The sequence below is a fragment of the Nonomuraea sp. NPDC052265 genome (assembly GCF_044547985.1).
In the GTDB taxonomy this organism is placed as follows: domain Bacteria; phylum Actinomycetota; class Actinomycetes; order Streptosporangiales; family Streptosporangiaceae; genus Nonomuraea.
Genome location: NZ_JBIUBJ010000011.1, coordinates 230,695 through 243,329, shown reverse-complemented (window position 1 = coordinate 243,329; position 12,635 = coordinate 230,695). Strand labels below are relative to the sequence as shown.

Sequence of the window (12,635 nt, the reverse complement as noted above, 5' to 3'; positions counted from 1 at the left end):
TGCCTGACCTGCGATTCGCGCAAGAATGGGCGACATGGCAGCAACGGATCTCCCGATGCCCACCGTCGGACCTGTCTCCAGGCTCGCGCCCAAACCCATGCGGTTCGTGCTCAACTGGGGTCGGCGCTACTCCTTGTGGGTGTTCAACTTCGGGCTGGCCTGCTGCGCCATCGAGTTCATCGCGACCTCCATGAGCAGGCACGACTTCATCCGGTTCGGGGTCATCCCGTTCGCCAACGGCCCCCGTCAGGCCGACCTGATGATCGTCTCCGGCACGGTCACCGACAAGATGGCCCCCGCCGTGAAGCGTCTCTACGAACAGATGCCCGATCCCAAGTACGTGATCTCGTTCGGCGCCTGCTCCAACACCGGCGGCCCCTACTGGGACTCCTACTGCGTGACCAACGGCGTCGACCAGATCATCCCCGTCGACGTCTACGTGCCCGGCTGCCCGCCCCGCCCCGAGGCCCTGCTCTACGGGATCATGAAGCTCCAGGAGAAGATCGCGGAGGAGAAGCTCAGCGACCGCTACGTCTGGTCCCGCTCGCACGGCTCCGAGGACCAGGCGTGAACGCCGCCGTCGCCGCCCGTTTCGGCGAGCGCGCCGAGATCAGCGAGTCCTACGGCGAGACCACGATCGACGTCGCCCCCGCCGACTGGATCGAGCTGCTGACCTTCGCCCGCGACGACCTCGGCCACGCCTTCTTCGACTGGCTGGCCGGCGTGGACGAGCCGCCCGACGCCCTCGTCGTCGTCGCCCACGTCTACAACCTGGACACCCGCGAGCGGCTGCTGCTGCGCACCCGGGTGCCGCGCGCCGACCCGCGCCTGCCGTCCGCCGTCGGCGTCTACCGGGGGGCGAACTGGTACGAGCGAGAGACGTACGAGATGTTCGGGGTGATCTTCGAGGAGCACCCGTACCTGGTGCCGCTGCTCCTGCCCGACGGCTTCGAGGGCCATCCGCTGCGCAAGGACTTCGTGCTGGCCGCACGCGTGGCCAAGCCGTGGCCGGGCGCCAAGGAGCCGGGCGAGTCCGGGCACGGCGCCCCGAGCCGCCGCAAGACGCTTCCGCCCGGAGTACCGGCCGATTGGGGTCCGCCTGATGCTTGAAGTGGTGCTGAGCTTCGTCGTCATCCTTGTCGTGTTCCTGGTGCTGCCCCTGGTCGTCGGCCAGACCGAGCACAAGGTCATGGCCCACATGCAGTCGAGGCTCGGCCCCATGTACGCGGGCGGCTTCCACGGCTGGGCGCAGCTCATCGCCGACGGGGTGAAGTTCATGCAGAAGGAGGACATCATCCCGGCCGCGGCCGACCGCCGCATCTTCATGATCGCTCCAGGGGTGGCCCTCGTCCCTTACCTGGTCGTGCTGATCGTCATCCCGCTCGACCGCGGCCTGGTCGCCGTCGATCTCGATCTCGGACTGTTCTTCGTGCTCGCCGTCATGGGCATCGGCGTGCTCGGCGCGATCATGGCGGGGTGGGCGTCGGCCAACAAGTATTCGGTGCTCGGCGGGATGCGGGCGGCGGCCCAGCTCATGTCGTACGAGCTGCCGCTGGTGCTGGCGGCCGCGTCCGTGGCGATGGCGGCGGGCACGCTGTCGTTGCCCGGCATCGTCGAGGCGTGGCAGTGGTGGTGGCTGCCGTGGCAGGCGATCGGCGGCGTGGTGTTCTTCGTGGCGGGGCTGGCCGAGCTGCGCCGTCCGCCGTTCGACATGCCGATCGCCGAGTCGGAGATCATCATGGGCCCGATGACCGAGTACACCGGCATGCGTTTCGCCCTGTTCATGCTCTCCGAGTACGTCGGGATCGTCGTCCTGTCCTTCCTGACCACCGTGCTCTTCCTGGGCGGCTGGCACGGGCCGTTCCTGCCGGGCTGGATCTGGACCCTGGTCAAGGTCTTCGCACTGGCGTTCGTGGTGATCTGGTTGCGGGTGACCTATCCGCGGCTGCGTGAGGACCAGCTCCAGAAGCTCGCCTGGGCCGGACTGGTGCCGCTGGCCCTCGTCCAGCTCGCGCTCACCGGCGTGGTGAAGGTCCTCATCTGACTTTCACGGCGGCCGGGGGTTTCGCGGTGGGTCGGTTCGCGACGGCTGGGCTAAACGGCGGCTGGGCTTAACGGCGGCTGGGGTTTCGCGGCGGTCGGGTTTCGCGGTGGCTGAGTTTGCGGTGGTGGAAACTTTATGTCGTCCTTAGCCGTCATATCCGGCATAGGGGGCCCGGATGAAGGGGATGGTTCGTGAACGCACAAATCCTGCCCGTCGCGGGTGCGATGAAAGGCGCCCGCTGCCCGAAAGTCAGCCTGACCTCCGACGGCCGTACCTTGACCGTCACCGACAAGGCCGGGGGCCGTACGACGACCCTGACACCCGCGTCGCTCTACCGTTACGACTACTCGATCGACGGTTCCGGAAAGAAGTCGCAGGTCCTGACGGGCGTCGCCGCCCTCGACCCCGACGGACTGGTCCTGCTGGACCTCCCCGGCGACTGGCACCTGCCCCACCTGCGGGACTTCGCCGCCCAGGCCGGCATCCCGCTCAGAGACGGCAGGGACGACGGTTCCGAGCGCACGCGCCGCATCCTCGCCGCCCGCGCCCCCGGCTGGGAGCGCGTCCGCGGCATCCCGGTGCCGCGGACGGCCAGATGGAACCTGGCGCTGGGTGTGTGCGCGGGCGTCGCCGGGCTGGGGGTGATGGTGTATCTGGGGGCCATCGGAATGTGGGGCGCCTGGCGTGGCTTCTCCACCTTCGGGCGTGTCCTGATGGAGCTGGTCGAGGCCAAATGGCTGGTGGTCGCCTTCAGCCCTGCCCTGTTGGTCGTCCGGCCCCTGCTGGGCGGGGTGCGTCGGTGGCAGGCGGGGCGCGGCTTGATCGTGGGGCCGCCGGGAGGGCCGTACCTGCGGATGAAGTCGTCCCGAAGGTTGTCGGTGTATCGGCGCTCGGGCGTCATCGCCGAACTTCCGGCCGAACGGGGCAGCAGCATCCTTCGGTACCGCCACGACGACCTGTCCGGCATCTTCCTCCTCGACCCCACGGGGAACCCCCTGCTCCACCTTCCCGGCCGCTGGGACCCCGCCGCTCTCCACCGCTTCACCGAACGCCACGGACTGGGCCTGGCAATGCACCGCATCCCCCGCGACGAATACCTGACCCTCACCACCCACTGCCCCCAAGCCTTCCCCTGACCCTCGCGTCCGCCCCTCTGAGCCGGGGTTGACGTACTCGGCTCCTTGGGATGGGGATGGCCCGCTGCTGCTGTCTGCCCTTCGGGCAGGGGCAGCGCGTCTGCTTCATCTCGATCCCTGGGGGCGGGAAATCCGCCGCCACGCCGGGCCGTCCGTTGGGGACGCCGGTCGTACGGAAGCGTCGGCGTTAGTGGACGATCGCCACCATCACGTCCGACGCCGATGGACGTTCCTGAGGGCGCTTGTTCAGGCAAGCCCCCACAACACCCCGCAAGGCAGGCGGTAACGGCGACAGGTCCGGGTGAAACGTGAGCACCCGGTTGAAGACGGCAGGCACGGTGTCCTCCCCGAACGCCGGACGCCCGGTGGCCGCGAACATCATCGTCACCGCCCAGCTGAACACGTCGGACGCGGGCCCCACAGGCTCCCCGGTCAGCTGCTCAGGCGACATGTACGGCGGCGTCCCCACCATCTTCCCGGAGGTCATGGTCATCCTGTCGAGCGCCCGGGCGATCCCGAAGTCGATCACTCGCGGCCCGTCGTGCCCGATCAGCACGTTGCTCGGCTTGAAGTCACGATGCACCACTCCGGCCTTGTGGATGGCCGCCAACGCTCCGGCTGTGGACAACGCGAGCCGGGTCAGGCCGTCCTCGTCGCGGGGCCCGTGGCGCCGTACGAGTTGCTCCAGCGACGGCCCCTCCACGTACTCGGAGACGATGTACGCGTGCTGCCCGTTGATGTTCACATCGAGCACCCGGGCTGTGGAAAACGTGGCGACCCGCCGAGCCGCGTCCACCTCCCGCGCGAACCGGGTACGTGCCGTCTCGTCCACCAGATCGTGCAGCACCTTGACCGCCACCCGCACCCCGTTGGGCGCCATGGCCAGGTAGACGGCGCCCTGCCCGCCGCGCCCGAGCTGGTTCAGCACCCGGTAATGCCCGATCCACTCCGGCTGCCCGGGATGTTGCTGACGGGTGGGGGCCGTGGTGCGCTGATGCAGGTCGGTGGGCCGGTACTGCGGCATGGGCGCCTGCGTCTGCACGGGCGGCCGGTAGCGGGCCCGCGCCATCGCCGGCACCAGCACGGCCGAATGGGTGATCCCGCCGATCCAGCCGATCACGAACCCGAACGAGATCAGGGTGGACATCGGCTCGGGGATGTTGTCGAAGTCGTCGTACAGGATGATGGCGATGACGAACGAGCCGATGAGGACCAGGTAGACGCAGGCGCCGATGGCCTGCCAGGTGCTCCGCAGCCAGTACGCCGCGAACCCGATCGTGAACGGGGTCGCCAGCCCGCACGAGACCAGGGCCAGGGTGGCCCACCCGATGGCGGCCGCCCACGCCCCACTACTGGGACGGACCGGATGGCTGTACGGCATGGCCGAGAGACTATCGCCATGCAGTCGTTCATATCGGACAGTCACCCAGCCTGTGGATAACTTCCACTGAACCTGTGGACGGCTGTGGAAAAACTGGGGACAACGGTCTTGGCTCATTCACCTCCGCCGCCAAGTACGTCATGATGTTGAACCATGGCGCGGATACCGGGAGTCGGACTGGCAAAAGGGCTGTCCATCACTCTTCGCCACATGCTGCGCAAATCCGTCACCCAGCAGTATCCCGAGGTCAAGCCGGTCCTTCCACCCCGCAGTCGAGGCGTTATCGCCCTGGTTGAGGAGAATTGCACCTCTTGCATGCTTTGTGCCCGAGAGTGCCCCGACTGGTGCATCTACATCGACTCCCACAAGGAGACGATCCCGGCCCCGGAAGGCGGACGTCCCCGCCAGCGCAACGTGCTCGACCGGTTCGCCATCGACTTCGCCCTGTGCATGTACTGCGGCATCTGCATCGAGGTCTGCCCCTTCGACGCCCTCTTCTGGTCTCCGGAGTTCGAGTACGCCGAGGGTGACATCCGTAATCTTCTCCACGAGAAGGACAAGCTGGCGTCCTGGACCCAGACCGTCCCGCCGCCGCCCGCCCACGATCCCGGCGCCGAGCCCCCGAAGGAGCTGACGGCCGCCCCTCGCCGTCCCGCGGCCCGTACCGGAACCGCCCGCCCCGGAGCGGCGCCCGGCACGCCCGGCCCCGCCGGAGCGGGCGCCCGGCGCGCCACGCGAGAGGGCGGCGCCGGCGTCACCGGACCGCGCGAGGCCGACACGGGGGCGCCAACAGCCCCCCAGGAAGAGGCCACCTCCCGGCAGGACGCGGGCCCTCAGGACGCGCGCACCCGCAGGCAGGCGACGGCTGCCTCAGCGGCGGTCTCCGGTGAAGACACGGGTGCCAAGCCCGGGGCCGAAGTCGAACCGGCGCTCGGCCCCGACTCCGCCGTAAGCGCAACCCCCGGCACCGAAGCAGCGCCGTCTCCCGAGGCAGGGCCGTCCCTTCAAGGCGGTGAGGACGCCGGGCAGGCCGGCGCGCCCCCGGCTCCTGGGCGTACCGACGATGGCCCGTCGGCCGGAGGCGTCGAAGAGCGGGCTCCCCGTGGCGCTGACCAGAGGGAACGGGCGCGCGGGAAGGCCGGTTCCGCGGAAGCTCCTGAAGCCGCCCCCGGCGAAGGCCCTGCGGCGCCTCCGCCCGCTGGAGACCGCCGCGAGCGTACGCGCAGGCCCATGTCGAACGTGCGAGGCATCCGTCCTCCAGGCGCACTCCCGCCCACCCCGCAGCCGGCGGAGCCGTCAGCGGAGGCAGGCCCATCAGACGGGACGGAGCGGCCGGAAGGGGCAAGGCCGTCGCGCGGGACGAAGCCCTCAACAGGGGCAAAGCCGTCAGAGGTTCCCTCCGAGCCCGAGGGCGACGCGCCTCGCGCCAACGAGGACGACGCCGCTGCCCCCGCAGGCGAGCAGCCGAACCGCACCCCCACCCAAGACCAGGGCCGACGAGCTTCGGAGGAGCACCCGCCGGGAACGGCTTCATCCACAGGCGAGCCGCCCTCGAACAGGTTTTCCACAGGCGCGGGTGAACCGTCACCGGAACCCGGGCCGGAGGAGCAGACTTCTTCCGCGAGCCCCCGCAGGCGCAGGATGGCGGACCCACGGTCCGTCCGACCGCCGGGGCGGCTCGGCCCTGACGACCCAGAGGAGTCCGAGGAGGAGTCGTGACCGAGGCGGTGCCCTCCTACCTGTCACCCACCGGGCAAGAGATCGTCTTCTTGCTGCTGGGAGCGGTAGCGGTTGGATCGGCGCTGCTCGTCGTCACGACCAGGCAACTCGTCCACGCGGCCCTGTGGCTCGTGGTCTCCTTCGGCGCGCTCGCGGGCGGCTATCTGGTGCTGACCGCGGAGTTCGTGGCCTGGGTCCAGGTGTTGATCTACGTGGGCGCGGTGGTGGTCCTGATGCTGTTCGGCATCATGCTCACCCGTGCCCCGATCGGCCGTTCCGCCGACCTCGACAGCGGCAACCGGCCGGTGGCGGCCGTGGTGGCGGTGGCGACGGCGGCGGTCCTGGTCACAGTCGTGATCGACGGTTTCCGCGCGGCGTACACGCCGCTGACGCCGGGTCAGGGGGCGGCGAAGGAACTGGGCGCCAGCGTCTTCGCCACCTGGGTGCTGCCGTTCGAGGCGCTGTCCGTGCTGCTGCTCGCCGCATTGATCGGAGCCATCGTGCTGTCCCGTACGGACATTCCCGGCTCGCCGCCCGATCAGACGGGGGGTCACTAGTGCACATCGTCTACCCGGCGGTCGTCTCCGCGCTCCTGTTCTCCGTAGGTGTCTACGGCGTGCTCGCCAGGCGCAACACGATCCTCGTGCTGATGTCGGTCGAGCTGATGCTCAACGCCGTCAACCTCAACCTGGTCGTGTTCGACGTGTGGCTGCGCGACCGTCTGCACAGCGGCCAGGTGCTCACCCTCTTCGTCATCGTCATCGCCGCCGCCGAGGTCGGCCTCGGCCTGGCGATCGTCCTGGCCCTCTACCGCAACCGCCGCACCGTCGACCTCGACCACCTCCGTGACCTGTCCGAGCCCGCCGACGAACCAGCAGACCTGGTCCCGAGCGGCGCCCACCTTCCCATCCAGGCCGCCTCCACCACCCCGGCCCCGGACGGCGGTCACGCAGACGACCAGAGCGCCGGGCGAGGGGGCAAGCCGTGACGACGTTCCCGCTGCCGGCCGTACTCCTGCCCGTCATCGCCGCCGCCACCGCCCTGCTGCTCTCCCGCTGGCCGCACCCCCGCACACCGGCCCACAAGCAACCACCACCCCACACCCCTGCGGCCGAGAAGACCATCGGTGAACGGGTCAACACCCGAGCCGCCTGGATCGCCGTCGTCCCGACCGCGGCCTCTGCCGTCCTGGCCCTGTGGCTGGCCTGGGGGCCTGGCTTCACGTTCCTGGAAGGCGGCACACCCTCCGAGCCCGTGGGCCGCACGTACGGCACGATCGTCACCGGAGGCGTCCCGATCTCGCTCAGCCTCCAGGCCGACGACCTGTCAGCCGTCCTCGGCGTCCTCGTGACGCTCGTGGCGCTGGCCGTACAGGTCTACTCGGTGGGTTACCTCAAAGACGACCCCCGCTACCCGTCCTACAGCGCGTTCATCAGCCTGTTCACCGGCGCCATGCTCCTGGTGGTCTACGCGGGCGACCTCCTGGTCCTCTACGTGGGCTGGGAGATCATGGGCCTGTGCTCCTACCTCCTCATCGGTCACTGGTGGGAAGACCGGGGCAATTCGCGCGCGGCGGTCAAGGCGTTCCTCGTCACCCGGCTCGGCGACGTCGGCTTCCTGTTCGGCATCTTCGTCCTCGGCACGGCGGCGGGCAGTTTCCGCGTCGCCGACGTGTTGGCGAAGGTGCCCGACATGTCCGCGGCCACCCTGACGACGGCCACCATGCTGCTGCTGTGCGGTGTCGCCGGCAAGAGCGCCCAGGTGCCGCTGCACACCTGGCTCCCCGACGCCATGGCCGGCCCGACCCCGATCAGCGCGCTGATCCACGCCGCCACCATGGTCGCCGCCGGCATCTTCATCGTGGCCAGGCTCTTTCCCGCCTTCCTCGCCGCCCGTCCCACGCTCGACGTCCTGGCCGTCGTCGCGGCGATCGGCATGCTGGGCGCCGCGCTGGCAGCCTTCGCCCAGGACGACCTGAAACGCGTGCTCGCCTACTCCACGGTCAGCCAGCTCGCCTACATGGCCGGCGGCCTGGCCGCGGGCTCCGACCGGGCGGCCGTCTTCCACCTGGTGACGCACGGGGCGTTCAAGGCGCTGTTGTTCCTGTGCGCCGGCGCGGTGATCCACCATGTCGGCTCCAACCTGATGACCCAGATGGGCGGGTTGCGCCGCGAGCTGCCGGTCACGTTCGTGACGATGACGGTGGGGTTCGCCGCGTTGATGGGCCTCCCCCCGGCCAGCGGCTTCTTCAGCAAGGACGCCGTCCTGGCAGCGATGGACGGCGCGCTGGCCGGTGGCGGCCTGACGGACGCCGCCGCACTGCTCCTGTACGGCTGCGCGCTCGCCACCGTCGCCGTCACCGGCGCGTACGCCACCAGAGCCTGGCTCCGCACGTTCTTCGGGCCGCCGCGAGTGGTGGCGCTCCCCGAGCCCGAGCCCGGCACGGCCCACGTCATCGACGTCACCGAGGCGCCCAGGACCATGCTCGTGCCCGTCATGCTCCTCGCTGTCCCCGCCCTGCTGCTGGGCTTCGCGGGAGAGCCGCACGTGGACCTGGCGGTGGCCGCGATCAGCGTCGTGCTCGCCCTGCTCGGCGCCGGTGTCGTCTACGTCGTCTGGCGCGGCGACCCCGTCACCGATCCGGCACGCCTGCTGGGCCCTCTGCGGGTGCCCTGCGAGCGCGCGTTCCACGTGGACGGCCTCTACGCCGCGCTGTTCGTCCGCCCGATCATGGCCCTGGCCCGGCTGGTCGTCAGAACGGACGACGTGGTCGTGGACGGCGCCGTCCGCGGGTCGGGCCGCACCGCCCGCGGCCTGTCCGGATGGCTGCGCCTGGCCCAGAACGGCAACGTCCAGCTCTACGTCAGCGGCGTCCTCGCCGGCGTGCTGCTGATCGCGGTGGGAGCGGTGATGCTCACATGACGGCCCCCAGCCGCGCCAAGGTGGCCCGCACGACGGACCCTCGCCTGGTGGGCACGAGCTCGCATCCGCACGGGACGGTGGTGATCTCATGACGGGCTGGCTGCCGGTCGCACTGCTCGCCGCGCCGCTGTTCGGCGCGCTCCTGCTCCTGCTCGCCCCCGACACGCTCCGCCCGGCCCTGCGCACGTACGGCCTGGTCCTCTCGGGGGTCACGCTGGCCTTGACCCTGGTCATGGCGGCCAGGTTCGACCACGGGCGGCCGACGCGCCTGCAGTTCACGGTCGACCAGCCGTGGATCCCCGGCCTGGGGCTCCGCTTCCACCTGGGCGTCGACGGCATCTCGCTGCCGCTGATCGTCCTGACCGCGCTGCTGACGTTCCTCTGCTTCGGCTACCTCTCCTGGGGGCGGCCCCGCACGCCGAGCCGCTTCCTGGGGAACCGGCCGAGAGCGCTCGTGTTCACGCTGCTGGTGCTCGAAGTCGGCATGATCGGCACGTTCCTCGCCCTCGACCTGCTGCTCTTCTTCGTCTTCTTCGAGATCGTGCTGATCCCGATGTACTTCCTGATCGGCGTCTGGGGCGGAGCCGGGCGCCGGGCGGCGTCGATCAAGTTCATCCTCTACACGCTGCTCGGCTCGGTCGTGATGCTCCTCGGCCTGCTGCTCGTCCGGGCCCGGACCGGCACGCTCGACATCGCCGAACTGGCCGCGGCCCACGGCGCTGGAATGTCCAGATCCGTGCAGATCCTTGCGTTCGTGGCGATCGGTGTGGGCCTGGCGGTCAAGACACCGATGTGGCCCCTGCACACCTGGCTGCCCGACGCCCACACCGAGGCCCCGACCGTGGGCTCGGTGCTGCTGGCCGGCGTGCTGCTGAAGATGGGTACGTACGGTTTCGCCAGGATCGCCATCCCCGTCCTCCCCGAGGGGGCGACCGCGGTGGCGCCGTGGCTGGGGGCGTTCGCCGTGGTCGGCGTCATCTACGGTGCCCTGGCCTGCCTGGCGCAGCGTGACCTCAAACGCATGATCGCCTACTCGTCCGTGGGCCACATGGGTTTCGTGCTGCTCGGCTTCGCCACCCTGACCCCGGTCGGCATCAACGGCGCCCTGTTCGCGAACGTTGCCCACGGCCTGATCACCGGCCTGCTGTTCTTCCTGGCCGGCGCGATCAAGGACCGCTACCACACGGCCGACATGCCCAGCCTCGGCGGCGGCCTGCTGGCCACGATGCCGCGCCTGGGATCGGTGCTCACCTTCGCCGCGATCGCCTCACTCGGGCTGCCCGGCCTGGCCGGGTTCTGGGGGGAGATGCTGGCGCTGTTCGGGGCGTTCCAGCCGGCGAGCGGCCTGCCGCGTCCGCTCTTCGTCGCGTACATGGTGATCGGCGGCCTGGGGGCGGTGCTGACGGCCGCGTACTTCGTGCTCATGCTGTCCCGCGTCACCCACGGCCGCCCGTCGGGGCTCCCGCCGCAGCGGGGGGCTCAGCCGCTCGGTGAGACACCGGACGAACGCCCCGTAGTGCCCCTCGGCTCGGACGCCTCGCTCGCGGGACAGCCGCCGACCGCGGCGCTCGAAGCCGAGAACGTCCCGCGAGTGATCGACGACATCCGGCCCTACGAGCTGGCGGCGTGGACCCCGCTGGTGGTCCTGATCCTGCTCTTCGGGCTCTGGCCCGGCCTCCTGCTCTCACTCACCACGCCGGCCGTGCAGACGCTGCTGGGAGCCCTGTCATGACTCAGCAGATCGACTACTTCGTGATCGCGCCGCCGCTGGCGCTGGCGGTGGTGGCCGGGCTCGTGCTGCTGCTCGACCTGTTCCTGCCTGCCGCGACGCGCACGCGGACCGCGCTCGGCCTGGTGACACTGGCGGGGGTCGTCGTGGCCCTCGGGTTCGTGATCGCGCAGGCCGTGAGCGGTACGTCCCGGGCGACGTTCTGCGTGCCGCCGGAGCTCGCGACCGGCGGGACGGGCACGTTGTGCTCGTTCGTCGCCGACCGGTTCACGACGGCCTTCGCGGGGCTGGTGCTCGTCGCGGCCCTGGTGGTCGTGCTGATGTCGATGACGGAGCTGGCCGGGGGCGGCATCCCGGCCGGCGAGTGGTACTTCCTGCTGCTCGGCACCCTCGTCGGCGCGGTGACCCTGCCCGCCTCCCGCGACCTGGTCATGCTCGTGGTGGCGCTCGAACTGGTCTCGCTCCCGGTGTTCGCCCTCACCGCGCTCAAACGTTACGACGGCCGCGCCTCCGAAGCCGCGGTCAAGCTCTTCGTCGTGTCGGTCGTGTCCACGGCCATCATGCTGTTCGGCGTCTCCCTCCTGTACGGCGTCTCCGGGACGGTCTTCCTCTCCCGGCTGGCGGCCGTCCTGAGCGGCCGGATCCCGGCGCCGGGTGTGGCGGCGGGCACGTACTCCACGGCGTTGGAGACGGCCCACGGGCTGCCCGCGGTCGTCACGGTGGGCGTCGTCCTCGTGGCGGCCGGGTTCGCGTTCAAGATCGCCGCTGTGCCGTTCCACTCCTGGGCGGCGGACGTCTACCAGGGCGCGCCCATCCCGGTGGCGGCCCTGCTCTCGGTCATCTCCAAGGCGGCCGGGTTCGCGGGGCTCATCCTCGTCCTGGTCACCGCGCTGGGCGGCCAGTCGTCCACCTGGGGGCCGGTGATCGCCGTCATCTCGGCGCTGACCATGACCGTGGGCAACCTGCTCGCCATGCGCCAGCGTTCGGCCGTCCGCCTGCTGGCCTGGTCCTCGGTCGCGCAGTCCGGTTACATCCTGGCCCCGCTGGCGATCGCCGCCACGGCGGCCACGTCCCAGGCCGCGACCGGCACGTCCGTCGCGTACCTGGTCATCTACGCGGCCATGAACCTCGGCGCCTTCGCCGTCGTCATGCTCGTCTCCAGAACCGCCCCCCGCAACGAGCTCGACGACTATCGCGGTCTGGTCCTGCGCAGCCCGGCCGCCGGGATCGCGCTGTTGTTCTGCCTGGTCTGCCTGGCAGGGCTGCCGCCGGGGCTGGCCGGCCTCTTCGCCAAGGTCTTCGTGTTCCGGACGATCGTCGAGGGCGGCCTGGGCTGGCTCGCGCTCGTCATGGCCGTCAACACCGTGATCGGCCTCTACTACTACGCCGTCTGGGCGGCCCGCCTCTTCGCACCGTCCGGAGAGAAACGCCTCCGTAGCCCGTCCCCGGCGGCGTGGCTGGCCGTCGGCCTGGCCCTGGCCGTGGCGATCCTCTTCTCGGTCGCTCCCCAGCTGGTCCTGGACGTGACCTCCTTATCGGCCACGAGCTGACCATGGACGGGTCCACCGGCTGTCCCCATGCGGACAGCCGGGCCGCAACCCGCCCTGCTTCCCCGAAAAAACGGGGTAAGTCGCGCTCCGCCCGCAGCTGAGCACGCCGGGGAACGATAGACCGGGTCATCGTCGTTGGACGAGGTGAAACCCG

10 protein-coding genes and 1 pseudogene are annotated in these 12,635 nt (G+C 70.3%); 10 read left to right on the top strand and 1 reads right to left on the bottom strand.

Translation table 11 applies throughout. The features are described 5' to 3' along the window. Positions 1-55: 55 nt before the first annotated feature. The 4 genes from ACIHAD_RS30015 to ACIHAD_RS30000 all read left to right on the top strand — a co-directional run bounded on the left by ACIHAD_RS30015 (position 56) and on the right by ACIHAD_RS30000 (position 3,180). Entirely contained in the window at positions 56-571 is a 516-nt protein-coding gene (locus ACIHAD_RS30015; RefSeq protein ID WP_397358048.1) for an NADH-quinone oxidoreductase subunit B, read from the top strand. Beyond that, positions 568-1,110 (top strand): NADH-quinone oxidoreductase subunit C, encoded by a 543-nt coding sequence (locus tag ACIHAD_RS30010; protein WP_397357983.1) that lies wholly within the window; start codon positions 568-570, stop codon positions 1,108-1,110. The genes ACIHAD_RS30015 and ACIHAD_RS30010 overlap by 4 nt, the downstream gene beginning before the upstream one ends. Then, the gene (gene nuoH / locus ACIHAD_RS30005) at positions 1,103-2,044 is read left to right on the top strand and encodes an NADH-quinone oxidoreductase subunit NuoH (RefSeq protein WP_397357982.1); all 942 of its coding nucleotides are present in this window, start codon (positions 1,103-1,105) and stop codon (positions 2,042-2,044) included. Before ACIHAD_RS30010 ends, nuoH begins: the two co-directional genes overlap by 8 nt. A gap of 191 nt (positions 2,045-2,235) precedes the next feature. Then, positions 2,236-3,180, top strand: coding sequence for a hypothetical protein (locus ACIHAD_RS30000; protein ID WP_397357981.1), 945 nt, complete (start codon positions 2,236-2,238; stop codon positions 3,178-3,180). Positions 3,181-3,367: 187 nt separating this feature from the next. Here ACIHAD_RS30000 and ACIHAD_RS29995 read toward each other — a convergent pair whose 3' ends face one another. Then, entirely contained in the window at positions 3,368-4,561 is a 1,194-nt protein-coding gene (locus tag ACIHAD_RS29995) for a serine/threonine-protein kinase (protein WP_397357980.1), read from the bottom strand. A gap of 153 nt (positions 4,562-4,714) precedes the next feature. Here ACIHAD_RS29995 and ACIHAD_RS29990 point away from each other — a divergent pair, with 153 nt between their 5' ends. The 6 genes and pseudogenes from ACIHAD_RS29990 to ACIHAD_RS29965 all read left to right on the top strand — a co-directional run bounded on the left by ACIHAD_RS29990 (position 4,715) and on the right by ACIHAD_RS29965 (position 12,481). Continuing rightward, positions 4,715-6,280 carry a 4Fe-4S binding protein gene (locus tag ACIHAD_RS29990; RefSeq protein ID WP_397357979.1) on the top strand — a complete coding sequence of 522 codons (1,566 nt, stop codon included), beginning with the start codon at positions 4,715-4,717 and terminating at the stop codon, positions 6,278-6,280. Beyond that, positions 6,277-6,837 (top strand): NADH-quinone oxidoreductase subunit J, encoded by a 561-nt coding sequence (locus ACIHAD_RS29985; RefSeq protein WP_397357977.1) that lies wholly within the window; start codon positions 6,277-6,279, stop codon positions 6,835-6,837. The genes ACIHAD_RS29990 and ACIHAD_RS29985 overlap by 4 nt, the downstream gene beginning before the upstream one ends. Next, a pseudogene (nuoK, locus tag ACIHAD_RS29980) lies at positions 6,837-7,118 on the top strand (NADH-quinone oxidoreductase subunit NuoK); the annotation flags it as partial. The gene ACIHAD_RS29985 and the pseudogene nuoK, both read left to right, overlap by 1 nt. Before the next feature lie 146 nt (positions 7,119-7,264). Beyond that, positions 7,265-9,202, top strand: a complete 1,938-nt coding sequence (locus ACIHAD_RS29975; protein WP_397357976.1) for an NADH-quinone oxidoreductase subunit L — start codon at positions 7,265-7,267, stop codon at positions 9,200-9,202. 88 nt (positions 9,203-9,290) lie between these two features. Further along, positions 9,291-10,934 (top strand): NuoM family protein, encoded by a 1,644-nt coding sequence (locus ACIHAD_RS29970; protein ID WP_397357975.1) that lies wholly within the window; start codon positions 9,291-9,293, stop codon positions 10,932-10,934. Further along, positions 10,931-12,481 (top strand): NADH-quinone oxidoreductase subunit N, encoded by a 1,551-nt coding sequence (locus ACIHAD_RS29965; RefSeq protein ID WP_397357974.1) that lies wholly within the window; start codon positions 10,931-10,933, stop codon positions 12,479-12,481. The genes ACIHAD_RS29970 and ACIHAD_RS29965 overlap by 4 nt, the downstream gene beginning before the upstream one ends. Positions 12,482-12,635: the final 154 nt, after the last annotated feature.